The organism is Alteromonas sp. ABH4_457, from assembly GCF_056160625.1.
Genome location: NZ_JBSWXN010000001.1, coordinates 241,337 through 264,603, shown reverse-complemented (window position 1 = coordinate 264,603; position 23,267 = coordinate 241,337). Strand labels below are relative to the sequence as shown.

Below are 23,267 nucleotides of genomic sequence, written 5' to 3'. Positions count from 1 at the left end.
TTGCCAGTTTATGTACCGGTCTCTGTTTTACGGGATCAATCCCGGCAAACGGAGGAACTTAAACAGCCGTCAAACACATGCCTTTAGTTTTGAAGAAACTCAGCTAATCTTTGCTTTTGTCGCCCTGCTGCATCGAAGTTATCAGACGCAAGCCAGGCTGCATATCCGGCCCGCATTTTTGCATACTCGTAATCCAGGATCGCATACCATGCGGTATCACGGTTTCGCCCCTGTGAGACCAGCATCTGCCGGAAAATGCCTTCAAAAGTAAAGCCGAAGCGCTCCGCTGCTGCTCTGGACGGGGCATTTAATGCATCGCATTTCCATTCCAGCCGGCGGTATCCGAGTGTGATAAACACATATTCAAGCAGTAACGACATCACTTCTGTAGAAATCGCCGTGCGCTGCATCAAAGGTGAGTAAACCAGATGGCCGGTTTCGATAACGCCATTTGTCACATCGATTCTCATCAGAGAAACGGTACCGGCTGCACGACCTGATACGTTATCGATTATGGCAAACTGATAAGGGTCTTTTTTAGCCTCTATGCCAAGCAAAAAGTCGCGGTATTCCTGCAATGACTCAAACGGTCCGTAAGGTAAATAGGTCCAGCTCCGCCCGTCTTCACTTTGCTGAAAAGCATGGTAGAGACTTTCAGCATGACGTTGTGCGTCGAGACGTTCCAGACGGCAAAACTTACCATCAATGCGCAATGCTGCCGGCGGCTCCACAGGTTGCCAGTCTGGCAAAGCATCGCCAACAGGCTGTCCGTATTCATTCAGTTTCATTTTATACTTTTGCGGGAGTTAATTTGAACTGAAAGTACGCTACCACCGGAACTGTAGTAAGTGCCACTATTCTTTCACATTAAAGCGCCGTAAGGTAGCGACGACTAAAATTTCAGTCGCCACTTACAGGTATAGAACAGGTAAAGAACAGCATGCAGGAATTTGCAGTTATAAAACTCTATTGCTTCTGCATAAAAATAGTCACTTCCGCCATCGTGATGCCAAATTTCTTTATATAAGAACGGTTCATCATGGTGTCTTCAGACATGCCAAAAAACCAGTCGTCAAAGGCGACTTCATAGGTGGTATCATCCACGGGTAAATCCATGGAATAAGAGAAGTTAAAAGCATTGCCGTAACTGGTGCCCGTTGCGGTTCCCAGAATATCGCCCGCTTCACCGGCGTACCGGCCATTTCCCTGCGGAGTAATGCGCCAGGTGCGCTTTTTCACGCCGTCACCGAGCTGATAACTGAAGGCCTCTTCAAGAAAGAGTACATCGCCTTCCTGACGGGCGTTTATGTCGACCATGAAGCGCTGAACCACTTCACCTGAACGGTCCTGCACAATGCCCCAGGCTTTAACATCACCGCTGAAAAACTGATACAAATCGAATGCAGGCGTTTGCTGACGATAGGTTTCGCCCTCAGGCGCGCCAGCGCAACCTGCCAGTCCTGTAGCAAAAGTAACAGCAAGTAAAATACGTAAAACTGATTTCATTTTCTCTCTCCGGTCAAGGCTTTGCGAACAGCAGGCTCTGAGGTGTTTTCCGCCAGCCAGATAGCAAAAAATGCGTCAGTAAACGCTTCATCCTCAACTTTGCCCAGCGGTTCGTCATTATAATAAAACTGTGTATTTCCCTGACTGTCAGCCACCCCTGTCAGGCGGTCACCTTCTTCAACATCGGGAAACAGCGCTTTCATTTCCTTTTCCCAGCGGTCAAGAACGGCTTTGTCAGAGATCCCCTGCCCCTTCATCTCTTTCACCGACCGCTCTGCAATGTCTTTGCCGTTAAAACCGCGCAGGTAGGTGAGCTCAAGGGCGAACGGTCGCTTATCCTGCCAGCTGCCATCAGCGGTAAACAACCTGATGTCGTATACATCCCAGAACAGATAGCTGAGCCGTGATTCTCCGGCCAGTTTTGCTTTGTGCGGCCAGAATCCGGCCTCCGGATCAGAAACTGGATCTGCGGCGGCAGAATACATAAATACAGATAAAGCCAGCGCACCGGCCGTTTTCGTAAACATGGGAAACCTCCGTTATCCGGAACAGGTAACTAATAGTGATTACAAGCTTTGCACCCGGCCTGATCATTCATTAACATCTGTTAATGTAGCTGTTCATAACAATTTGTATTAATGACCTCACCAATTTCTCTGCACGATACCGGAGAGCTATTGCTGCCTTCACCGTTGCAACCATTCCACCCTGACTGGCCGGGTGCGGATAAACTGAATCTGTTTATAAAACGGGATGACCTCATCCACCCGGTCATATCCGGTAATAAATGGCGGAAGCTGAAATATACCTTCAATGCTCTGCCCGCCGGTTGTGAACGCATCATCAGTTTTGGTGGCGGCTTTTCTAATCATCTTCATGCCTGCGGCTTTTTATGTGCATTGTCTGGTTTGCCATTCACGGCGATTGTGCGGGGAGATTACTCAACGAACCTTACTCCCATGCTGGAAGATTTGTATCGCTGGCAGGCGGACATCCACTTCGTTGATAAAAAAACCTACAAACTACGGGATGATCCTGACTGGCTCTCGTCTTTATCTCAACGTTATCCCCGTTCAGTAACAATTCCGGAAGGTGGCAGTCAGCATCTCGCGCTGAAAGGCGTGGCAGAAATAGTTGAAGAATGTGATGTGAAATTTGATCATGTCGTCGTCCCCGTGGGCAGCGGCGCGACTCTGGCAGGGTTAATTACCGCACTAAAAAAACCACAGAGCGCAACAGGCATTGCAGTGCTTAAGGGTGAAGCGTACCTTGAATCACTGGTAGAGAGCCTGCTTCCTCCGGACACCGTAATGCCAGCATGGCAAATTAATCATCAGTATCATTGTGGTGGTTACGGCAAAGCGCCGGAAGAACTGAAAGCGTTTTGTAATGATATGCAGCGCAGCTACAACATACCTGTTGAGCCGGTCTATTCAGGGAAAATGTTTGCTGCCGTTAAAGATATGATTGCCAACGGTCAATTTTCCTCTGGTTCAGCTGTGTTATTAGTGCATACTGGAGGTCTTCAGGGCGCACGGTGATGTGATCTGAACGGGCACTTTCCCCGTTTCAATGCACATATTCTGTCTGCTTAAAGATTATGTGCAGGGTTATCTTTTTCGTTGAATTTTTACACTTAAAAATCAACACGTTTTATCAGGAGAACCAGATTGATTAATAATCCGCAACAGTTGCCCGAACCACTGCAATTGCTGGTTAACCGCTCACTTCATCTTTGTGAACTTATGCTTCCTCACTGCAGCGCGTTGTATCCTTTTGCTGCAATTTATGAAGATGGCCGCGTCGGCTGCCTGTTTGCTGACGACCGTTGCCACGGCGAAAATGAAAGTTACCTTATCGAACAGCTTCAATGGCGAATCATCGATACCACCACTGACACCGACAGCTACAGTGTGCTGGTATACGCCGCTACCGTTACCACAGACAGACACAAACAACTCAACGCCATTGCCATCAATGCCGGTCATCCAAACGGCGATGAAACTATGCTACTGTATCCCTACTTCCGGGTCGGGAAAAAGATTGTGGTATCCCCGCCAATTCCGGGCTGAAAAATTGCTGGTTACCGGCTAACTTTGCTTGCCAAAAAGTTGATGTCTGCTAGCATTCAGCGCAAATTTACCTAACGTCACGGGAAATAAAAATATGTCTCGCGTTTTAATTATTGGTGCTGGCGGTGTTGCCGCTGTAACAGTGAAAAAATGTGCCCGCCTGCCAGAATATTTTGATGAAATTTATCTGGCCAGCCGTACTGTATCCAAGTGCGAAGCCCTGCAAAAAGAAGTCGGTGCGGATCGCGTAAAGGCGGTTTTTGCCGTTGATGCAGACAATGCTGCTGAAGTTGAAAAACTGATTAACGAAGTAAAGCCTGACTTGCTGATCAATCTGGCACTGCCGTATCAGGATCTGCCAATCATGGACGCGTGTCTGGCAACCAAAACAGATTACCTGGATACTGCGAACTACGAACCCAAAGACGAAGCTAAATTCGAATACAGCTGGCAATGGGCTTATCAGGATAAGTTCAAAGATGCCGGCATTATGGCGTTGTTAGGCTCAGGGTTTGATCCCGGCGTAACGAACGTATACACCGCTTACGCTGCAAAGCACTACTTTGATGAAATCCATTATCTGGACATCGTCGACTGTAACGGCGGCGACCACGGTCAGGCATTCGCGACTAACTTTAACCCTGAAATTAATATCCGTGAAATCACTCAGCGCGGCCGTTTCTGGGAAAATGGCGAATGGAAAGAAACTGATCCATTGAGCGTACGTGAAGATCTGGATTACCAGAATATTGGTGTCCGTGCGTCTTACCTCATGTTCCACGAAGAGCTGGAATCGATTGTTAAGCACTTCCCTACCCTGAAACGTGCCCGTTTCTGGATGACTTTCGGTGATGCTTACCTGAATCATCTGCGCGTGCTTGAAGGTATCGGTATGACCAGCATTGAGCCTGTGGATTTCCAGGGTCAGAAAATTGTCCCTCTGGAGTTCCTGAAAGCGGTATTACCTAACCCGGGTTCACTGGCTGAAGGCTACACAGGTCAAACGTGTATCGGTACCTATATTACCGGAGTGAAAGACGGCAAAGAGAAAACTATCTTCATCTACAACAACTGTGACCACGCAGTCTGTAACGAAGAAGTGGGCGCTCAGGCCGTATCGTACACCACCGGTGTACCGGCAATGATTGGCGCAATGATGATGCTGCAGAATAAGTGGAAAGCACCAGGCGTATGGAACATGGAACAATTTGATCCGGATCCGTTCATGGAGCAGCTGAACATTCACGGTTTGCCGTGGCATGTTATTGAGTGTGACGAAAGTCCGTTCAAACGTTAATTGGAGACAACAGGTTGACTGATTTAACACAGCGAAATGATATTCCTTCTCCCTGCTATGTGCTGGAAGAGGAAAAGTTAATTCGTAATGTGACGTTGATGAAGCGTGTTCAGGATGAATCCGGCGTGCGTATTATTCTTGCGCTCAAAGGGTTCTCCATGTGGTCCAGCTTTGACATCATCAAACCTTACCTGCACGGTGCAACAGCAAGCTCAGTATGGGAAGCTAAACTGGCCGCAGAGATGGGCAAAGAAGTCCATGCTTACTCTCCGGCTTACAAGCAGGCTGATATTGCTGAGCTGAAAAATCTGGTCAACCATATCTCGTTTAACAGCATAAATCAGTGGCATACCCACCGTGAAGCGCTGGGCGACATATCCATGGGATTACGAATCAATCCTGAGCATCAGGAAGCTGATACCCCGTTATATGATCCGGCTGCCCCCGGCTCCCGTCTGGGGATCCGTGCCTCAGAGCTTGAAGGAGTGGATTTAACAGGTATTGAAGGTTTTCATTGTCACAACCTGTGTGAGTGTGATTCCTTCGCCACTGAACGCACATTGAAGGCCATCGAGGCACGGTTCGCTAAATGGCTGCCGTCACTGAAATGGCTCAATCTGGGCGGTGGTCACCTGATGACCCGTGCCGGTTATGATGTTGAGCATTTAATTGCAACGCTGAAAGACTTTAAAGCCCGCTATCCTCACCTCGATGTGATTATGGAACCGGGTTCTGCCGTTGCCTGGCAGACCGGACCATTGATCGCCGAAGTAGTCGATATTGTTGAGAATGAAGGCAAAATTGCCATTCTTGATATTTCCGCCACTGCACACATGCCGGACGTTCTTGAAATGCCTTACCGTCCTGCCATTTTGGGTGCCGGTGAACCGGGCGAAAAAGCTCACTATTACCGTTTAGGCGGTAATTCCTGTCTGGCCGGTGATGTGATTGACACTTATTCCTTTGATAAGCCGCTGGAAATTGGTGACCGATTGCAGTTTGAAGACATGATCCATTATACAATGGTGAAAACCACGTTCTTCAACGGTGTTGAGCATCCGGGGATTGGCATACTGCGGTCAGACGGAACCTTTGATCTGATCCGTCAGTTCAGCTACGAAGATTTTAAAGGCCGTTTGTCTTAAAACGCGCCGGCAATACACGAAAAGACTGCCTTGAGAAATCAGCAGTCTTTTTTTATGCCTGCAAGCTGAACTCCGCCGGCGGGCTCACAGCAGGAAATCCGTGACGCCCTGGTGAAAAAGAACGAGGGTTAGATAACGCAGCTACCGCGGCAGATACCGGTGTGACTGACGCGGTCATCCAGCAGCAATTCTCCGTCCAGCAGAATCTTAAACTCCGTCCCTTCCGGTGCACTGATACTGTACTCCAGCCCGTACATGTGCTCTTCGTGCACATGGATCTTCGCTTCTTTATGCGGGTAAATCAGATCATAGACACCATCATCGTTACGCTCGGCCACTACGTCGAGCATCCATGTTCCCTTGTTGATTTCGATAGACAACGTCTTTTCAATCATGGTCGCTCCTGTTTTCCTTGATTACTGTGCAGATTTGTATCCACATGCATGAACTGCGGATCAATAATCTTCATCTGTGATGGATGTTTCTCCGTTTTCCGGTTATTCCCCGTCCATCTCCAGACCAGCCTGATACAGTGCATTCTTTTTAAGGTTGTAGTGTTCCGCAACAATGGCTGCCGCTTTTTTCAGTGGCAGCAACGGCTTGAGTGATGCCAGCAGCGATAATGCTTCCGGCGGCAACGCTTTTTGTTGAGCAGCAGCCGGGCTGATCATCAGTACAAATTCCCCTTTCTGACGCACCGGATCTTCCTGCAACCACTCAGCCACATCTTTAGCTGCACCATCAACGTAAGTCTCAAAGGTTTTGGTCAACTCCTTGGCCAGCACAATATGACGGTGTTCGCCAAGGGTCTCACAAACATCCTGTACAGTATCCAGTACCCGTCTTGGCGCCTCGTAATACACCGTTGTGAATGTCCGTTCGCACAACCCTTCCAGTACCTGTTTACGCGGTCCGGTTTTGGGTGGCAAAAAGCCTTCGAACATAAATTTATCGGTGGGCAAACCGGAAGCACTCAGCGCGGTTATCGCGGCACAAGGGCCAGGTAATGCCACAACAGGGATCCCCTCTTCACGGCACCGGCGAACCAGTATAAACCCCGGGTCGCTGATAAGAGGCGTACCGGCATCACTGACCAGAGCAACAGCTTCCCCGTCTTTTAAACGCTGGCATAACATGGCAGTGCGTTTATCTTCATTATGCTCATGCAATGACAGCGTGCGTGTATTCACGGAAAAGTGCTGCAACAGTTTATGAGTATGCCGGGTATCTTCTGCTGCAATCCAGTCCACTTCCGACAAAACGGTTAATGCCCGGGGTGAAATATCATCCAGGTTGCCAATCGGAGTGGGAACAATATAAAGCGTTGCAGATTCAGACATAGTGTTATCTCATACAAAATAAAAAGCGCAGGTAACTGACATTAGCGGCGGCGCTGAAACCGGCGCAGCGGATGCATAGCCCGTCGGGCAGCCTGGCAGGAGCTGTTGTATCCGGATTGTAGCATGACGAAGGGACAGTTTATCGCTGCAAACATAGATTTTCTGTGTGTTTTCGTTACACTGACGTGGTTTCTCATCAGAAGGAATTTTCGGTGAATTTGTCTGCAGGTTGCCTCCGCTTCTCACAACTCACTCTCATTGCCAGCGCGTTAGTACTCGCCGGTTGTGGCAGTACACCTAAAACCGTGCAATCCCGCACGCCGGTTGAATCAAACACTCAGTTACCTGTAGTGAACATAGACGACTCTCCGGAGTCGCTGATTAAGAAAGCGCGGTCTGCATGGGAGGACAACCATGATGCCGTTCAGCGTAACCGCTATCTGCTTGATGCCGCAGACCTGTACCTGCAAAAATATGAAAGCAATAAAGCACAGGCAATACTGCTGTCATTAAAAGAAGATGGCGTAGCAGAAGAAAACCGCCTTCGTTTGAATTTCCTGATTGCAACTTTGTATAACGGCGATGACGCTGCCAGCGATGACGAATTACTGTCACTGCTGTCTCCTCTTGCTACAGCCGGTGATCTGAAGCGCCGTCAGCAGGCGCTGCGTGCAACGATACTTGAGCGTAAGCATGACTGGACGGGAGCAGCAGAAGCGTATGCAGAATCACTGGAGCCTTCTGCAGAAAGTGTGGAGAAAATCTGGGCACTGATTAACCGTGCCACACCGTCTCAGCGACAACAGGCTCAGGCATCTTCAGCCACTCTCCGGCCTTACCTTGCTCTGTATGACCTGGCAGCAACGGAAGGTTTGTCTCCGGCAGGCTTGAGCCGCGCACTGGTTCAGTTCAATCAGGTTTATCGCGGACATCCTGTTAGTGAGTATATGCCAGCCAGTGTCGTTGCCGGTGCAGAATTACGCACCGAGCAACCCCGTGAAGTTGCCGTATTATTGCCTTTAAGCGGCAAACTTGGCGCAACGGGCACAACAATTAAAGAAGGTTTGCTTTCTGCCTATTACGACCAGGCCAGTGCTCTGCGCGCGGGTGAACAGCCGGTATCACTGAACTTTATTGATACACAGAACAAAACAGCGGATGAATTGCTTAGCGCAATACATGGCTACAAATGGGTGATTGGGCCGCTACTGAAGGAAAATGTCGAAGGCATTATGCACCGTATCCCCGCCGGCACTCACCTGCTTGCCCTTAACCGCGCCGACGCGGTAGCAGCCGGTGATAACCAGCAAAGCGTAACAGGTAATACGTTGACGTCCGATGTCCCTTCGCTGGCAGACATCACTGAACAGGCCGGGAATGCCCTTAATCTTCAGCCCGCAGCCAACAGTCAGCAGGCTTTCTTTGCCCTTGCACCGGAAGATGAAGCAACCCAGCTTGCTGATTATATTTACCAGAACGGATTTAAAACGCCAATCGTCGTTTCTGCCCGGAACAGCATCAATCAACGTATGGAAACTGCGTTCACTACCCGCTGGCAGGAATTAAATGGCAATAAAGCACAGGGAAAACAGGTTAAATTAACCACCGTGCAATTTACCGACAGCAATAGCCTGCGTGAAGGCATTACTCAGTCGCTGGACGTGGCTCAAAGTCACGACAGAATTAAGCAGATTGAGTACATGGTTAACGAAAAACTGTACAACGTGCCCCGCAACCGCCGGGACGTAGACGCCATCATTGTTTTTGCATCGCCTGAGCAGACTGAATTGCTGAACCCCATGGTAGAAGCCAGCCTGAGCCCTTTCAACGGGCAGACAGTGCCGGTTTTCGCCACCTCCCGTTCTATTGAGTATGATGACACCAAAAACCAGTGGCGTGATTTGCAGAATGTGCGCTTCCTGGACATGCCCTGGATGTTGCCACAGCATCAATGGCAAACCTTGCAAAGCCGCTCAGAAACCCTCTGGCCACAGCGTTCAACGCAAATGTCCAGGCTGTTCGCCTTCGGTGTAGACGCCTATAATCTGCTTCCTTACATGCCATCCATGATGGCTTTACCGCAAACGAAACTGTCCGGATTAACCGGTACACTCAGCATTAACAGTCAGGGCGATGTAGTTCGTACCCTGCCCCAGGCAGTGATCAGCAACGAAGCGGTTCAAATGCTCTCCTCAGGAAAGGCTGCCGCACCGGGACACTGACATTATGGCCACTGCCAGAGATACCGGTTTACGGGCTGAGCAAACAGCCCGCCACTACCTCGAAGGACAGGGCCTGCTTTTTTTGTGCTCAAATTACACTGCGAAAACCGGCGAACTGGATCTGGTGATGCGGGAAAATGACACCCTGGTCTGTATTGAAGTAAAGTATCGTGATGACGACGGCTACGGCAGCGCTGCAGAGTTTGTTACGCCTTCAAAGCTCAGAAAAGTCAAACGCACCTTTGAACATTATATACTGTCATGTGGTCTTAACCCGATACACACACTCGCGAGAGTGGATGTGGTAGCATTGGATGGTGATAAGTTACAATGGCTTAAGAATGTGTGAAAACCGTGAGTGGTTCGCTGAACGTGAACGCCCGCGGACGATCAGTGAAATACTATGATAGAAAAAATAAAAGAAAATTTTACCGAGAGTATTCAAACTAAGATTTCTGCTATAGAGGTATTACCGGAAGCGATTGGTAAAGCCGCGTATATGATGGTTGATGCGCTGATCAGAGGAAATAAAATTCTGAGTTGTGGTAACGGCGGCTCGGCCAGCGAAGCGCAACGCTTTTCATCGGAAATGCTCAACCGGTTTGAAAGGGATCGTCCCAGCCTGCCGGCCATCGCACTGAATACCGATACCTCAACCATGACCTCCATCGCTAATGACGCCAGTTATGATGAAGTGTTTGCCCGTCAGGTACGTGCACTCGGTCAACCGGGTGATATCCTGCTGGCCATCAGCAGCAGTGGCAATTCAAGAAACATCATTGCAGCCGTGGAAGCCGCACTTTCCCGGGATATGACTATCGTCGCACTGACCGGAAAAGATGGCGGTGAAATGGCCGGGTTCCTCAGTGAGCATGATGTTGAAATCAGGGTGCCGTCTAACAGAACGGCGCGAATTCAGGAAGTTCATCTACTTGTGATTCACAATTTATGTGAATGTATAGATGATATATTATTCCCTGCAGATCACGGAGACGAACATTAATGTGGTGTAGTACAAGGAAGGCAGCATCCGCTCTGGTTATATTTTCTCTGCTCAGCAGCGTTCAGGGTTGCGCAGTGGTGGCCGTTGGCGCAGCCGGCGCGTTGACAGCAAAAGTCGCCAATGACCGGCGAACAGTAGGTACCCAGCTGGACGACCAGACCGCAGAAGGTCAGGTGTCCTATCAGTGGTCCAAAAGTGAAGCGCTGAAGAAAGGGGCAAATCTTCAGGTCGATATTTACAACGGTGTCGCCCTCATCACAGGACAGGCTCCCAGTCAGATCCTCATCGATGAAGCCATAGCCGGTGTGGAGAAAGTAGAGTACGTTAAAAAAGTACACAACCAGATCCGCCAGGCAATGCCCATTGACGCCTCGACACAGGCCAACGATATCTGGCTGGCATCAAAAGTAAAAACCAAGCTGGTTGCCGACGAGCGGGTTCCTTCTTTGCAGGTCAGGGTGATTGTTCAGAACAGCGAAGTGTTCTTAATGGGCAGAGTTACAAATCAGGAAGGCACCTATGCGGTCGACATTGCCCGTAACGTAAATGGTGTTACACGAGTCATCCGCGCCTTCGAGATCATGTAAGCGTCAGCTTATCCCGGTCGGATACAGACAAATAAAAAATGCTGGCACTGCCAGCATTTTTTATGAGTAGTCGTTTTTTAAGTTACTTATTATCCGGTTTATTTATTTCCGGCTTTAACTTCCGGACCAGATAATTTTTAACTTATTTTGTCCGCTGCGTGGATTAACTGTTTACCACTTCCTTAACAAAGGCACTCAGCGCTTCGTCCTGACTGTTACTGAAGAAACATTCCTGGAACTGCGCACCGCCGGTTGCCGTTTTCAGTAAGTCTTCAGGTAAGGCTGCCAGTGCTTCAAGGATTGGCTTGTTTGTCGCCGCCTTCACATCATTCAGAATGGTGGCATTGGCATTCTGTGATTCACGACGCTCCGGCGGATAACCCAGCCCGGTCTCACCGGTAAACGCTTTTTCGAACATATAGCGCACATTCAGTTCTGCACCCCAGCCAAAACCCTTAGCAAAAGGCAATGCCAGCGCGTTACCGTTATTAATCTGGGCAAACAGATAGGCATCAGCAGGATCAATACAATAGCCACAAACAACACCCGGCCAGGCGTTCAGTGACATCAGCGCGCCCTGCCCTGTACCGCAGCCTGAAATAACAAAATCAACCGCTTTGCTGTTCAGCAATAAAGCGGAAATAATACCCAGATGGATATAAGTCAGACGGTGGTCGTTGTCATCTTTCATTCCCACATTGAACACTTCGTGACCCTGCTCAGCAGCCACAGACTCAAGTTGTTCAAGTACAACGGCGTTTTTGGACGCCTGACTAAATTCATTCATTAATGCAATACGCATGGAAAATCTCCAAACAAAGTTATGGCAGAAATGGTGGCGATAATTCCCGCCAAAGTAAACGCCAAGCGGTGTGTTTCGCCGTTTCGTTTCATATATGGAAAAATCCTCTCAAAGGTAATCCTGTCAGCAATGTCGGCGTCTTATGAAATAACATGTACAATAGTGTTTCTGCGGATTCAGAGCGCCTTCGGGGCGGTTCTTTTGAATGTCATTGCACCGGAGCGAAATTGACATGGCCGCAGACGCACAAAAGGTGAATAATGGATAAATACCTGATCCCCAGCGTAACTCACGCCTGCCAGATCTTTCGCATACTTGCAGCTTCCTCACAGGGCATGACCATGCACGACATTGAGCAACAGCTCGATTTACCGCGCACGACACTGTTCCGGTTGCTGCGTACCCTTTGCCATGAGCAGATGCTGGAGAAAAAAGGAAAAATTTACCGCTGCGGAAATGAACTGACACGCCTTGGTTTACATATGATTAATGCAGACCATATGCATCAGCTTGCAATCCCGCACATTCAGCGGCTTGCACTGAAAAGTGGTCATACTGCACACCTTGCAGTACCCAATAACGGTAAAGTGCTGATCGTGGAAGTCGTCGACAGTCCGAACCCGCTGATGGTATCGAAACGTCCCGGCGGACAGGCTCAGATGCACTGTTCGTCCACCGGCAAGGTGTTTCTGGCCTTTTTGTACAGAGAGAATCTGGATTTATATATTGCAGAGCATCCGCTGGAACGACATACCGCTTACACGATAACAGACAAAGCCAGCCTGGAAGCGGAACTTCAGCGCATTACGGCTCTCGGCTACGCCGTCGACGAACGGGAGCTGAATGAAAATGTGCGTTGTCTGGCGGTGCCGGTGCGGGACAACCGCGGCATTGTCGTGGCAGCAGTGGGGATCACGGCTCCGGCAGTAACTTTTACTCAGGCATCAGTCCGTGAAGTCGCAGAGTTAGCGAAAGAAGCTGCCCGTGGTATCTACAGAGATGCTTATCAATTGCGTCGTCAGAACGACGGCTGACCAAAAATTTAAACGGAAATAATGAGTAAATTTGACCGCAAAACAGCAACCGCACTACTGGTTGCCGCCACACTGTTTATGGAAATTCTTGACGCAACGGTGATCAGTACAGCACTGCCCATCATTGCTGCCGACTTCAATGTTGCTGCCGCCCATTTGTCCGTAGGCATATCAGCCTATCTGGTAGCCGTGACGGTTTTCATTCCCATTAGCGGCTGGGCGGCTGACCGGCTGGGTCCCAAAACGGTTTTTTGTGCGGCAATCTGTGTATTCGTGATTGCTTCGGTACTCTGTGCCATCAGTACAAACCTGTATACTTTCACCGGAGCCCGAATTTTACAGGGACTCGGCGGAGCCATGATGGTGCCCGTAGGCCGGCTCGTTGTATTACGGGCGTTACCGAAAAATCAGATTGTAAGAGGCATGGCAATTCTTACCTGGCCTGCCCTCGCTGCTCCGCTCATTGGCCCGGTGCTGGGCGGATGGATCGCACAGACGTTCAGCTGGCACTGGATATTTTTGATGAATGTCCCCCTTGGCATCATCGCTCTGGCCATAGGCATGGTATTGATTGAAAATCATAAAAGTGAGCCGCAGCGCTTCGATGTCACGGGATTTCTTTTAAGCGGGATTGGTTTCGGCCTGTTCATGGCGGGACTGGAATCATTCAGCGGCCGGCCTGACTCTCTGCTGGTGCCCGGCCTTCTCACCTCATGCGGACTCGTACTGTTAATTCTCACCTTCAGACACATGGCTGTTTCCCCCGGCCCGCTTTTTTCACTGAAGGCGATGTCTGTAGCCACATTCAGAATAACCGTTATCGGCGGTTCAGCAATCCGGATAGGCTTATCCAGCGCACCGTTTCTTATTCCCCTGATGCTCCAACTGGCACTGGGATTCACACCGGTAGAAGCCGGTACGCTGTTGCTCTGGTTATTTGCAGGTAACCTGGCCATCAAGCCGGCAACAACCTGGATCATGAATACATTCGGATTCCGCACTGTACTGTTGGCCAATACTGTATTTATTGCCGCCGGATTCGCCGCTATCGCCCAGTTTGATGCTTCCACTCCGTCATGGTTAATGGCGCTGGTACTGTTTATCAGCGGCATGAACCGCTCAATGCACCTCACCGTTCTGAATACCATCAGCTTCGCAGATATTACGCAGAATGAAATGCGGGATGCCAATACCTTAGGTGCTGTACTCATGCAGATGACACGTGGTCTGGGTATCACCACCGGTGCCCTCGCCCTTGCGCTGGCCACCGTGATCACCGGCTCCTCAACGGAAAATCCGTCAGTATTTGATTTCAGCCTGACCTTTTACATGATGGCCGCAGTCTCTTTACTTGCGCTCATAGACAGCGCAAAACTACCTGCTAACGCAGGTGATGCTATTCTAAATAAGCGGGCCGCAAAGGTGTCATAACGTTTGAATGAACAATGAAGCGGTAGTGCGGCTTCTCAACATCAGAGGAAGTACATGCTGCTCAATACAGAAAACGATGAATTGACAGAAGATAATTGCGGTCTGCTACTTGTAGACATACAGGGTAAGCTTGCCCGACAGGTCTACGACAGTGAGTTGTGCATAACGACGACTGAAAAGTTGATCCGCTGCTGTACAGCATTATCGCTACCCATCATCGTGCTGGAACAGAACCCGCAGGGTCTCGGCGAAACAATCCCTCAGTTAAAGCAGCTTCTTCATGCCTTTCCATTGATTGAGAAATACCACTTTAGCGGCTTTGCAGAACCGGCTCTGAAGTCTGGACTGGCAAAAAGCAAAGTGAAAAACTGGCTGGTTGCCGGTATCGAAGCCCATGTTTGTGTGTATCAAACGGTAATGGATATGACCGCCGCAGGCTATCAGGTTCACCTTGTTACCGATTGTGTGTCATCACGCAAGCAGGCAGATCGCGATTTGGCCATCAATACAATGCGCAACGCCGGCGTCCGGCTCACCAGTTTTGAAATGATCGTGTTCAGCTTAATGAAAACCTGTCATCACTCCGCCTTCAAAACTGTGTTAAATATTCTGAGATAGATCCTCTTCTCCTTCTGAAATATCGGTGACTGAAGGATCTGCAGATTAACGTCTGCTCAATAAGATTGTCGACAATCCACCGCCATTTGGTTGACTATCTCTCCAAAACCGCCTACATTGTCGACACTTTAGGCATATTTATTGTGACTGACAGGTTTATGGAACTCGCTTTTGAAAGCCCCGTTACACAGGCGGATCGCACGTTTATCAAGCTTCGCAACGACATTGTTGAAGGGGTCATTCCGTCAGGTTCCAAGTTAAGTGAAACGGAATTGTCGACAAAATACGACGTTAGCCGGGCCATTATCCGCGAAGCAATAAACCGTCTTACCGCCAGCCATCTGGTAGAACGCAAGGCCAATGTCGGTGCCCGGGTCGTGACTCTCACACCGCAAGGTTTAATTGAGCTGTATCAGGTACGGGAAGCACTTGAAGGCATGGCGGCCCGGCTGGCAGCACAGAATATGTCAGATCAGGACATTAACGCGCTGCAAGGCCTGCTCAACGATCATTTTGACGAGGTAAAAGGCGGCGAGTCTTATTATCAGGAAGCCGGCGATGTGGACTTTCATTACCGCATTGTTCTGGGCAGTAAAAACACCCACCTGATTACCGTTTTAATTGACGGTATTTATCATCTGGTGCGCATGTACCGCGTGCAGTTTGGTATGGCCGGTCCCCGCGTCACCACCGCTTACGACGAACATCGTCACGTTGTTCAGGCCATTGCCAACCGTGACGGTGAGCTGGCTGAAATGCTCATGCGCAGACACATTTTGTATTCGAAAAACAATATCGAACGCAAGTTACTTATCACATCACAGAGTTAACCGGAGAACAGTCCATGCAGAGTGCAGGCAAGAAATTCCGTCAGGCGTTAGCTGACAACAAGCCGTTGCAAATTGTCGGTACCATCAACGCGTACACCGCCATGATGGCAAAACAAATTGGTCATCAGGCAATTTATCTGTCCGGTGGCGGCGTAGCCAATGCCTCATACGGCCTGCCGGATCTCGGTATGACGTCATTAAACGACGTGCTCGTTGATGTGCAGCGCATTACCTCAGCCTGTGATCTACCCCTGATGGTAGATATCGACACCGGTTGGGGCGGCGCTTTTAATATTGCTAAAACCATTCGCGATATGGAAAAAGCCGGTGCAGCGGCGGTACATATGGAAGATCAGGTGGCGCAGAAGCGTTGTGGACACCGCCCTAACAAAGAAATCGTGTCCACAGAAGAAATGGTCGACCGGATCAAAGCCGCTGTTGACGCCCGCACCGATCCTGACTTTTTCATTATGGCCCGTACAGACGCCTTCGCACAGGAAGGACTGGAAAAAGCCATTGAACGGGCAAAAGCCTATGTTGCAGCAGGTGCTGACGGCATTTTCGCAGAAGCCATTCAAACCGAAGCCCACTACCGCGCGTTTGCTGAGGCGCTGGATGTGCCCATTCTTGCCAATATCACCGAATTTGGCAAAACCGAATTATGGAATAAAGCGCAGCTCGGAGAATGGGGTGCTGACATGGTGCTGTATCCTTTAAGTGCTTTCCGGGCAATGAATAAAGCCGCTGAACGGGTTTATCAAAGCATTCTCACCGATGGCGACCAGAAGGCAGTTGTCGATACTATGCAAACCCGCATGGAGCTGTACGACTATCTGGGATATCACGATTACGAGCAAAAACTCGACGCGCTGTTTTCAAAGTCAAAGGCGTAATACGGCGAAATTAATAACACACCACATTTGACCCTACACACGATGAAAATCGGGAGACAAGATCATGGCTAAAGAATTAAGCGGCGCCGGACTTCGCGGACAAGTTGCAGGCAAAACGGCACTTTCCACCGTTGGTCAGTCAGGCTCAGGACTGACGTATCGCGGATATGATGTGAAAGACCTGGCAAATCATTGTCAGTTTGAAGAAGTCGCCCATCTTATTCTGAAAGGAAAATTACCGGACTCCGGCGAACTGGCAGCTTACAAAGCAAAACTGAAAAGCCAGCGCGGGTTGCCACAAGCGCTGAAAGAAGTCCTTGAACGCATCCCCAAAGATGCTCATCCGATGGATGTGTTGCGCACCGGTTGTTCGGTACTGGGTAACCTTGAAATGGAACAGGATTTTTCTGAGCAGGATGCAGTCACCGACCGCATGCTGGCGTGTTTCCCAAGTATCATCTGTTACTGGTACCGTTTCAGTCACGATGGCGTACGCATTGATACCGAACTTGATGATGACTCCATCGGCGCTCACTTCTTACACATGCTGCATGGTGAAAAGCCCCGTGAACTTCACGAGCAGGTTATGCATGTTTCCCTGATCCTTTACGCGGAACATGAATTCAACGCTTCCACCTTTACCGCCAGAGTGTGTGCTTCCACGTTATCAGACATGCATTCCTGCATTACCGGTGCAATCGGTTCATTGCGCGGCCCGTTGCACGGCGGCGCAAACGAAGCAGCCATGGAAATGATCGAAGGCTTCACCTCGGCGGACGATGCTGAAGAACAGATGATGGGTAAACTTGCCCGCAAAGAGAAGATCATGGGCTTCGGTCATGCCATTTACCGTGAATCTGATCCGCGCAACGAAATCATCAAAGGCTGGTCAGAAAAACTGGCTGCAGACGTTGGTGATAAAGTGCTTTATCCGGTATCTGTGCGCTGTGAAGAAGTGATGTGGCGTGAAAAGAAACTATTCTGTAATGCCGATTTCTTCCATGCCTCTGCCTATAACTTTATGGGGATCCCGACGAAGTTATTCACACCAATCTTTGTTATGTCCAGACTCACCGGCTGGGCTGCCCACGTGATGGAGCAACGGGCGGATAACCGCATCATCCGTCCTTCTGCCGAATATACCGGCGAAGAATTACGTCCCGTTACCCCCATCGAACAACGCTGATGCGCTGCGGGCGGGCCGCCACAGCCCGCCTTTGCCTGCCGGAGAAGACCGACTATGAATATGGACTATCGCAAACCCTTTTTAAAGACCGGGTTAGATTTCTACGATACCCGTGAAGCCGTAAACAGCATTAAAGCGGGGGCTTATGAAAAGCTGCCGTACACGTCCAGAGTGCTGGCGGAAAACCTGGTAAGAAAATGCCAGCCCGAACACCTCACTGCTTCACTGGAGCAGTTAATTTATCGCAAGCGCGACCTCGATTTTCCCTGGTTCCCCTCCCGCGTGGTTTGCCACGATATTCTGGGCCAGACCGCACTGGTCGATTTAGCCGGATTGCGGGATGCTATCGCTGAGAAAGGCGGCGATCCGTCTAAAGTGAACCCCGTCGTACCGACTCAACTGATTGTCGACCATTCACTGGCTGTAGAACATGCAGGCTTTGAAGCGGAAGCCTTTGAAAAAAACCGTGAAGTGGAAGACCGCCGTAACGACGATCGCTTTCACTTTATTAACTGGACCAAAACGGCGTTTAAAAACGTGGATGTGATTGGCCCGGGTAACGGCATCATGCACCAGATCAACCTGGAAAAAATGTCCCCTGTGATCCACGCCAGAGACGGCGTTGCCTTTCCTGATACCCTGGTCGGTACAGACAGTCACACCCCTCATGTTGACGCACTTGGGGTCATAGCCGTGGGCGTTGGCGGCCTGGAAGCAGAAAGTGTCATGCTGGGCCGCGCCTCCTATATGCGCCTGCCTGACATTGTCGGCGTAGAATTAACCGGCAAACCACAACCCGGTATTACCGCCACTGATATCGTACTGGCGCTGACAGAATTCCTGCGTAAAGAGCGTGTTGTATCTGTTTATCTGGAATTCTACGGCGAAGGCGCGTCGGCGCTGACAGTGGGCGACCGCGCAACGATTTCAAACATGACGCCGGAATACGGCGCCACAGCAGCCATGTTTTATATTGATGAGCAAACCATCGATTACCTTAAGCTTACCGGTCGTGAAGACAAACAGGTTGAACTGGTTGAGTCTTACGCAAAAGCCACCGGCCTTTGGGCTGATGACCTGGCGACAGCGGAATATGAACGGATACTGACCTTCGACTTGTCCGGCGTCGGCAGAAATATGGCCGGCCCGTCTAATCCTCATGCAAGACTGGCGACGGCAGACCTGGCAAGTAAAGGCATTACCGGTCATGTTGAACAGGAAAATGGCAAAATGCCGGATGGCGCAGTCATTATCGCGGCTATTACTTCGTGTACTAATACCAGCAACCCCCGCAATGTTATTGCCGCCGGATTGCTGGCCCGCAATGCCAATGCCAGAGGACTGTTCAGAAAGCCCTGGGTAAAAAGCTCACTGGCGCCGGGCTCTAAGACAGTAAAACTTTATCTGGAAGAAGCCGGCCTTTTATCTGAACTGGAACAGTTGGGCTTTGGTGTTGTCGCGTTCGCCTGCACCACCTGTAACGGCATGAGCGGGGCCCTCGATCCGAAGATACAGGACGAAATCATTAAGCGTGATTTATATTCCACTGCTGTGTTGTCAGGAAACAGGAACTTTGACGGCCGTATTCACCCCTATGCCAAACAGGCCTTTTTAGCCTCTCCGCCGCTGGTTGTGGCCTATGCCATAGCCGGTACAGTGCGGTTCGATATCGAAAAAGATGTTCTGGGTACAGACAGTGACGGTAACCCGGTCACGCTGAAAGATATCTGGCCGTCAGATGAAGAAATTGATGCCATTGTCGCCAGCGCGGTTAAGCCAGAGCAGTTCAGACAAGTGTACGAGCCCATGTTCGATCTGAAAGTCGACTATGGCAAGGATTTGGATCCGCTTTATAAATGGCGTCCGAAGAGCACTTATATTCGCCGTCCCCCCTACTGGGAAGGTGCGCTGGCAGCAGAGCGTACGATGAAAGGCATGCGCCCCCTTGCCGTGCTGGGCGATAACATAACCACTGACCACCTATCACCTTCAAACGCCATACTGGCGTCAAGTGCCGCCGGTGAGTATTTGTCGAAAATGGGCGTACCGGAAGAAGATTACAATTCCTACGCCACCCACCGGGGTGACCATTTAACCGCCCAGCGCGCAACGTTAGCAAACCCGAAACTGTTTAATGAAATGGTAACGGAAAACGGTGAAGTGGTTCAGGGCTCACTGGCGCGCATCGAACCGGAAGGAAAAGTGGTACGCATGTGGGAAGCCATTGAGACCTACATGAACCGCAAGCAGCCTCTGATCATTGTAGCGGGTGCTGACTACGGTCAGGGGTCATCCCGTGACTGGGCAGCAAAAGGCGTAAGGCTTGCTGGTGTGGAAGTGATTGTGGCAGAAGGCTTTGAGCGCATTCACCGCACTAATCTGATTGGTATGGGTGTATTGCCGCTGGAATTCCAGCCGGGAACAACACGCAAAACCCTGCATATCGACGGTACTGAAACCTTCGATGTAGAGGGGGATATTTCACCCGGTGCCACTTTGACGCTAATCATCCATCGCACAGGCGGCGAAACGGACAAAGCAGAAGTGAAATGCCGTTTAGACACCGCTGAGGAAGTCTCCATTTATTCCGCTGGCGGTGTGTTGCAGCGCTTTGCTCAGGATTTCCTGGAATCTGAAAACGCCTGACAATCACCTGCAAGACCGGTTGGGTATGCTGCCCGGTCTTGTACCCCATTCACATCATTCATCTGAGAACGTGCTCATGACTTTCGCCCCACAAATTAAAATTCCGGCAACCTACATTCGCGGCGGTACCAGCAAAGGCGTGTTTTTCAAACTCACCGATTTGCCCGAAGCCGCACAGCAACCCGGCCCGGTAAGAGACGCGTTATTGCTGCGGGTAATTGGCAGCCCTGATCCGTACGGTAAACAAACTGACGGCATGGGCGGTGCAACGTCAAGTACCAGCAAGACCGTTATTCTGTCGAAAAGTGAACGGGAAGGATTTGATGTGGACTACCTGTTCGGACAAGTGGCTATTGATAAACCCTTTGTAGACTGGTCAGGAAATTGCGGCAACCTCACCGCCGCGGTGGGCGCATTTGCCATCAGCAACGGGTTGGTTGATAAGGACTCAATACCACACAATGGTATCGTCACCGTGAAAATATGGCAGGTAAATATTGGTAAAGCCATCATTGCCAAAGTGCCCGTGACCAATGGTGAGGTACAGGAAACCGGTGACTTTGAACTGGATGGCGTTACCTTTCCTGCGGCAGAAGTAGAAATCGCTTTTGTGGACCCGGCGGATGATGATGGCGCGATGTTTCCCACCGGTAATGTGGTCGATGATCTCGACGTCCCGGGTGTTAGCACGCTCAGAGCAACGATGATCAATGCCGGTATTCCCACCATTTTCATTGATGCAGAAAGTTGCGGCTACAGCGGCACAGAGTTACAGGATGCCATCAACAGTGATGAAAAAGCGCTGGCAATGTTTGAAACTATCCGGGCTCACGGCGCAATGAAAATGGGCCTCATCGGCCATATTGATGAAGCGGCCACGCGCCAGCACACGCCGAAAGTCGCGTTTGTCAGCCCGCCTGCAGATTACACGGCATCCAGCGGGAAGCACATAGCGAAGCAGGATATTGACCTGAATGTCCGGGCCTTATCCATGGGTAAGTTACATCATGCCATGATGGGTACTGCTGCTGTGTCCATTGCTACTGCCGCCTGTATTCCCGGCACACTGGTTAATGAAGCAGCCGGTGGCGGGGAACGCAGTCAGGTGGTATTCGGCCATCCTTCCGGCACACTGAAAGTCGGCGCACAGGCTGAATATCATCACGGCCAGTGGCAAGTGAAGAAAGTGATAATGAGCCGCAGCGCAAGGGTGCTGATGGAAGGATGGGTGCGGGTTCCCGCTGATGTTCTGACGCCCTGAAAACCGGGTGAAAAAAACGGTGCCAAAAAACCGGCGAAAAAACAGGCACACTATTTGTAATGAGGACTTCAAAGGCCGCCGTTCAGAGCGTCCGCTGTCAATAACACATTGAAGGTAAGAGGTCCTTATGCAGGCATTACTCGTTGAAGATGATTACGTATCATCAGCTGCACTGTTTACCGCACGCAAGTATGCATTAGCCGGTCATTTACGCCGCCACAATGGCGCAACCTTTATCCACCATCCGCGGGAACTGGCGGTACTATTAAGTAAACTTCCCCACAACCGGGAAATGCTGGCTGCGGCCTGGCTGACACGCTCCATGCAGGACGACTACGCAGACAGTGATGAAGTTGAGATGTGTTTTGGTCAGAAGGTTGCAGACATGGTATCTGCCATGCGCAGTTTCAATTTGCCGGACAGCGGCGCCCCCGAAACCCTTGCACAAACGAATTTCCCGGCGATTCAGGCCTCTCCGGCCCTTTTACAAACTATGGCACTCGCTGACGTGTTTGTACTGGCACAAACGGTTACCGAGTTTGAATCCGGCATGCTGCCCGGGTTTAGCCAGTGGCTTGCCCGGCATTTACCACTATTCCCGCAAGCCAATAGTGCATTAATACAAATGGTAGAACGATGGCTGGTTAACCAGCCTGCCTCTCCGCTTGCATTGCATCAGGTGAGCTAGCCAGTCTGAACAGCAAATTACTTGGCAACCTATTGATTTCCTGTATATAACTTGTATTACACAACATTTTTCCTGTTCTGTTTGTACCTTTCGGGATATCTGTGAAGAATGGAAACCACACAGATACCCGGACAAGAACAATGAAAAAAACATGCCCTTGCTATTGCAATGACAGCCGCTCTGCTGAGTGGTTGTGCTGCAACGTCCTCTTCTCACAACAATACTGAATCAACACCGTACACGTTAAAAAGCGGCGGTGAGATCGCCCCGTATCAAAAGGGATTGTCGGTTAGCCACGCCAGACTCAATTTTTCCTTCGACTTTACGAACGAAGTGTTATTTGGTGATACCACACTCACGCTTAACTCAGACAACCCGCAAACACATCTTTCTGTGGATTTAGATACCCGTTTCACCATCACTTCGGTGTGGTTAAACGGAAAAACACTACCCGCGACGACAACGGCGTCACCTTTACGTGGAAGACTGAAAATGACTTGCCGTTTCCTATGCCTCTCGACGTCAGCATCGACGGAAAAGTCACAACTATCGATATGGTGGAAACCCGTCGTGTACCGGCGCTACCGAAAGATACCGTTGTTGCCGATCCACACAGCAAAGTGCTGCGTTACGAACAACGTTATGAAGATTTTAAAGCGTGGAAAGCAGAGCAAGCAGAGAAAGAGGAAACGAAATAGGGCTGTTG

Annotated in this window: 24 protein-coding genes; 18 read left to right on the top strand and 6 right to left on the bottom strand. The window is 50.1% G+C overall.

Features of this window, described 5'->3' with window-relative positions; translation table 11 throughout:
* Nucleotides 1-83 precede the first annotated feature (83 nt).
* The 3 genes from ACXAGR_RS01070 to ACXAGR_RS01060 all read right to left on the bottom strand — a co-directional run bounded on the left by ACXAGR_RS01070 (nucleotide 84) and on the right by ACXAGR_RS01060 (nucleotide 2,033).
* A complete protein-coding gene (locus ACXAGR_RS01070) occupies nucleotides 84-788 on the bottom strand; it encodes a GNAT family N-acetyltransferase (protein ID WP_474847588.1) in 705 nt (234 codons plus the stop codon).
* Between the two features lie 178 nt (nucleotides 789-966).
* Entirely contained in the window at nucleotides 967-1,506 is a 540-nt protein-coding gene (locus ACXAGR_RS01065) for a DUF3833 domain-containing protein (RefSeq protein WP_474843091.1), read from the bottom strand.
* Nucleotides 1,503-2,033, bottom strand: coding sequence for a chalcone isomerase family protein (locus ACXAGR_RS01060; RefSeq protein ID WP_474843093.1), 531 nt, complete (start codon nucleotides 2,031-2,033; stop codon nucleotides 1,503-1,505). The genes ACXAGR_RS01065 and ACXAGR_RS01060 overlap by 4 nt, the downstream gene beginning before the upstream one ends.
* A gap of 111 nt (nucleotides 2,034-2,144) precedes the next feature.
* On the opposite strand from ACXAGR_RS01060, the gene ACXAGR_RS01055 reads away from it, so the two are divergent.
* From ACXAGR_RS01055 to nspC, 4 genes are all read left to right on the top strand, one after another.
* On the top strand, nucleotides 2,145-3,047 hold the full coding sequence (locus tag ACXAGR_RS01055; protein WP_474847586.1) for a 1-aminocyclopropane-1-carboxylate deaminase/D-cysteine desulfhydrase: 903 nt from the start codon (nucleotides 2,145-2,147) through the stop codon (nucleotides 3,045-3,047).
* A gap of 129 nt (nucleotides 3,048-3,176) precedes the next feature.
* Entirely contained in the window at nucleotides 3,177-3,578 is a 402-nt protein-coding gene (locus ACXAGR_RS01050; protein ID WP_119502260.1) for a hypothetical protein, read from the top strand.
* A 94-nt stretch (nucleotides 3,579-3,672) separates the two neighbouring features.
* Nucleotides 3,673-4,875, top strand: a complete 1,203-nt coding sequence (locus ACXAGR_RS01045; protein ID WP_474847584.1) for a saccharopine dehydrogenase family protein — start codon at nucleotides 3,673-3,675, stop codon at nucleotides 4,873-4,875.
* Nucleotides 4,876-4,889: 14 nt separating this feature from the next.
* Nucleotides 4,890-6,020, top strand: coding sequence for a carboxynorspermidine decarboxylase (gene nspC, locus ACXAGR_RS01040; protein ID WP_474847582.1), 1,131 nt, complete (start codon nucleotides 4,890-4,892; stop codon nucleotides 6,018-6,020).
* A 128-nt stretch (nucleotides 6,021-6,148) separates the two neighbouring features.
* On the opposite strand, the gene ACXAGR_RS01035 is transcribed toward nspC, so the two are convergent.
* On the bottom strand, nucleotides 6,149-6,415 hold the full coding sequence (locus ACXAGR_RS01035) for a hypothetical protein (RefSeq protein ID WP_303572802.1): 267 nt from the start codon (nucleotides 6,413-6,415) through the stop codon (nucleotides 6,149-6,151).
* A 102-nt stretch (nucleotides 6,416-6,517) separates the two neighbouring features.
* Nucleotides 6,518-7,360, bottom strand: a complete 843-nt coding sequence (gene rsmI, locus ACXAGR_RS01030) for a 16S rRNA (cytidine(1402)-2'-O)-methyltransferase (RefSeq protein ID WP_474843100.1) — start codon at nucleotides 7,358-7,360, stop codon at nucleotides 6,518-6,520.
* 212 nt (nucleotides 7,361-7,572) lie between these two features.
* Between rsmI and ACXAGR_RS01025 the strand changes: the two genes are divergently transcribed.
* The 4 genes from ACXAGR_RS01025 to ACXAGR_RS01010 are packed head-to-tail and all read left to right on the top strand — an operon-like array spanning nucleotide 7,573 to nucleotide 11,172.
* Complete coding sequence (locus ACXAGR_RS01025) at nucleotides 7,573-9,582, top strand: penicillin-binding protein activator (RefSeq protein WP_474847580.1); 2,010 nt, start codon at nucleotides 7,573-7,575, stop codon at nucleotides 9,580-9,582.
* Nucleotides 9,583-9,586: 4 nt separating this feature from the next.
* Nucleotides 9,587-9,931 (top strand): YraN family protein, encoded by a 345-nt coding sequence (locus tag ACXAGR_RS01020; protein WP_349588611.1) that lies wholly within the window; start codon nucleotides 9,587-9,589, stop codon nucleotides 9,929-9,931.
* A 54-nt stretch (nucleotides 9,932-9,985) separates the two neighbouring features.
* On the top strand, nucleotides 9,986-10,585 hold the full coding sequence (locus ACXAGR_RS01015) for a phosphoheptose isomerase (protein ID WP_119502267.1): 600 nt from the start codon (nucleotides 9,986-9,988) through the stop codon (nucleotides 10,583-10,585).
* Complete coding sequence (locus ACXAGR_RS01010; protein ID WP_119502268.1) at nucleotides 10,585-11,172, top strand: BON domain-containing protein; 588 nt, start codon at nucleotides 10,585-10,587, stop codon at nucleotides 11,170-11,172. The genes ACXAGR_RS01015 and ACXAGR_RS01010 overlap by 1 nt, the downstream gene beginning before the upstream one ends.
* A gap of 163 nt (nucleotides 11,173-11,335) precedes the next feature.
* Here the strand turns inward: ACXAGR_RS01010 and ACXAGR_RS01005 are convergent, their stop codons facing one another.
* Nucleotides 11,336-11,974, bottom strand: coding sequence for an RpiB/LacA/LacB family sugar-phosphate isomerase (locus ACXAGR_RS01005; RefSeq protein WP_474847578.1), 639 nt, complete (start codon nucleotides 11,972-11,974; stop codon nucleotides 11,336-11,338).
* Between the two features lie 260 nt (nucleotides 11,975-12,234).
* Here ACXAGR_RS01005 and ACXAGR_RS01000 point away from each other — a divergent pair, with 260 nt between their 5' ends.
* The 10 genes from ACXAGR_RS01000 (at nucleotide 12,235) to ACXAGR_RS00955 (ending at nucleotide 23,259) form a co-directional block, all read left to right on the top strand.
* A complete protein-coding gene (locus ACXAGR_RS01000) occupies nucleotides 12,235-13,008 on the top strand; it encodes an IclR family transcriptional regulator (RefSeq protein ID WP_474847576.1) in 774 nt (257 codons plus the stop codon).
* Nucleotides 13,009-13,029: 21 nt separating this feature from the next.
* On the top strand, nucleotides 13,030-14,439 hold the full coding sequence (locus ACXAGR_RS00995) for an MFS transporter (protein ID WP_474847574.1): 1,410 nt from the start codon (nucleotides 13,030-13,032) through the stop codon (nucleotides 14,437-14,439).
* 54 nt (nucleotides 14,440-14,493) lie between these two features.
* Nucleotides 14,494-15,057, top strand: a complete 564-nt coding sequence (locus ACXAGR_RS00990) for a hydrolase (RefSeq protein WP_474847572.1) — start codon at nucleotides 14,494-14,496, stop codon at nucleotides 15,055-15,057.
* A gap of 158 nt (nucleotides 15,058-15,215) precedes the next feature.
* The gene (locus tag ACXAGR_RS00985) at nucleotides 15,216-15,887 is read left to right on the top strand and encodes a GntR family transcriptional regulator (protein WP_119502272.1); all 672 of its coding nucleotides are present in this window, start codon (nucleotides 15,216-15,218) and stop codon (nucleotides 15,885-15,887) included.
* 14 nt (nucleotides 15,888-15,901) lie between these two features.
* A complete protein-coding gene (gene prpB, locus ACXAGR_RS00980) occupies nucleotides 15,902-16,780 on the top strand; it encodes a methylisocitrate lyase (protein WP_474847570.1) in 879 nt (292 codons plus the stop codon).
* A 64-nt stretch (nucleotides 16,781-16,844) separates the two neighbouring features.
* On the top strand, nucleotides 16,845-17,966 hold the full coding sequence (prpC, locus tag ACXAGR_RS00975) for a bifunctional 2-methylcitrate synthase/citrate synthase (protein WP_474847568.1): 1,122 nt from the start codon (nucleotides 16,845-16,847) through the stop codon (nucleotides 17,964-17,966).
* A gap of 54 nt (nucleotides 17,967-18,020) precedes the next feature.
* Nucleotides 18,021-20,612: a Fe/S-dependent 2-methylisocitrate dehydratase AcnD gene (gene acnD / locus ACXAGR_RS00970; RefSeq protein ID WP_474847566.1), complete on the top strand. Its 2,592-nt coding sequence runs from the start codon at nucleotides 18,021-18,023 to the stop codon at nucleotides 20,610-20,612.
* Nucleotides 20,613-20,688: 76 nt separating this feature from the next.
* A complete protein-coding gene (prpF, locus tag ACXAGR_RS00965; protein ID WP_474847564.1) occupies nucleotides 20,689-21,873 on the top strand; it encodes a 2-methylaconitate cis-trans isomerase PrpF in 1,185 nt (394 codons plus the stop codon).
* Between the two features lie 127 nt (nucleotides 21,874-22,000).
* Nucleotides 22,001-22,561 carry an HD domain-containing protein gene (locus ACXAGR_RS00960; protein ID WP_474843116.1) on the top strand — a complete coding sequence of 187 codons (561 nt, stop codon included), beginning with the start codon at nucleotides 22,001-22,003 and terminating at the stop codon, nucleotides 22,559-22,561.
* A 428-nt stretch (nucleotides 22,562-22,989) separates the two neighbouring features.
* Nucleotides 22,990-23,259: a hypothetical protein gene (locus tag ACXAGR_RS00955; RefSeq protein WP_474847562.1), complete on the top strand. Its 270-nt coding sequence runs from the start codon at nucleotides 22,990-22,992 to the stop codon at nucleotides 23,257-23,259.
* Nucleotides 23,260-23,267 lie beyond the last annotated feature (8 nt).

Excerpts from the sequence above, each read along its gene's own strand:
- prpB (WP_474847570.1), top strand. The coding sequence starts at position 15,902 with ATGCAGAGTGCAGGCAAGAAATTCCGTCAGGCGTTAGCTGACAACAAG.
- ACXAGR_RS00990 (WP_474847572.1), top strand. The coding sequence starts at position 14,494 with ATGCTGCTCAATACAGAAAACGATGAATTGACAGAAGATAATTGCGGT.
- ACXAGR_RS00985 (WP_119502272.1), top strand. The coding sequence starts at position 15,216 with ATGGAACTCGCTTTTGAAAGCCCCGTTACACAGGCGGATCGCACGTTT.
- prpF (WP_474847564.1), top strand. The coding sequence starts at position 20,689 with ATGACTTTCGCCCCACAAATTAAAATTCCGGCAACCTACATTCGCGGC.
- ACXAGR_RS01020 (WP_349588611.1), top strand. The coding sequence starts at position 9,587 with ATGGCCACTGCCAGAGATACCGGTTTACGGGCTGAGCAAACAGCCCGC.
- ACXAGR_RS01005 (WP_474847578.1), bottom strand. The coding sequence starts at position 11,974 with ATGCGTATTGCATTAATGAATGAATTTAGTCAGGCGTCCAAAAACGCC.
- rsmI (WP_474843100.1), bottom strand. The coding sequence starts at position 7,360 with ATGTCTGAATCTGCAACGCTTTATATTGTTCCCACTCCGATTGGCAAC.
- ACXAGR_RS01060 (WP_474843093.1), bottom strand. The coding sequence starts at position 2,033 with ATGTTTACGAAAACGGCCGGTGCGCTGGCTTTATCTGTATTTATGTAT.
- ACXAGR_RS01055 (WP_474847586.1), top strand. The coding sequence starts at position 2,145 with ATGACCTCACCAATTTCTCTGCACGATACCGGAGAGCTATTGCTGCCT.
- ACXAGR_RS01070 (WP_474847588.1), bottom strand. The coding sequence starts at position 788 with ATGAAACTGAATGAATACGGACAGCCTGTTGGCGATGCTTTGCCAGAC.
- ACXAGR_RS00995 (WP_474847574.1), top strand. The coding sequence starts at position 13,030 with ATGAGTAAATTTGACCGCAAAACAGCAACCGCACTACTGGTTGCCGCC.
- ACXAGR_RS01000 (WP_474847576.1), top strand. The coding sequence starts at position 12,235 with ATGGATAAATACCTGATCCCCAGCGTAACTCACGCCTGCCAGATCTTT.
- ACXAGR_RS01065 (WP_474843091.1), bottom strand. The coding sequence starts at position 1,506 with ATGAAATCAGTTTTACGTATTTTACTTGCTGTTACTTTTGCTACAGGA.
- ACXAGR_RS01035 (WP_303572802.1), bottom strand. The coding sequence starts at position 6,415 with ATGATTGAAAAGACGTTGTCTATCGAAATCAACAAGGGAACATGGATG.
- ACXAGR_RS01015 (WP_119502267.1), top strand. The coding sequence starts at position 9,986 with ATGATAGAAAAAATAAAAGAAAATTTTACCGAGAGTATTCAAACTAAG.
- ACXAGR_RS00960 (WP_474843116.1), top strand. The coding sequence starts at position 22,001 with ATGCAGGCATTACTCGTTGAAGATGATTACGTATCATCAGCTGCACTG.
- ACXAGR_RS01045 (WP_474847584.1), top strand. The coding sequence starts at position 3,673 with ATGTCTCGCGTTTTAATTATTGGTGCTGGCGGTGTTGCCGCTGTAACA.
- acnD (WP_474847566.1), top strand. The coding sequence starts at position 18,021 with ATGAATATGGACTATCGCAAACCCTTTTTAAAGACCGGGTTAGATTTC.
- ACXAGR_RS01010 (WP_119502268.1), top strand. The coding sequence starts at position 10,585 with ATGTGGTGTAGTACAAGGAAGGCAGCATCCGCTCTGGTTATATTTTCT.
- prpC (WP_474847568.1), top strand. The coding sequence starts at position 16,845 with ATGGCTAAAGAATTAAGCGGCGCCGGACTTCGCGGACAAGTTGCAGGC.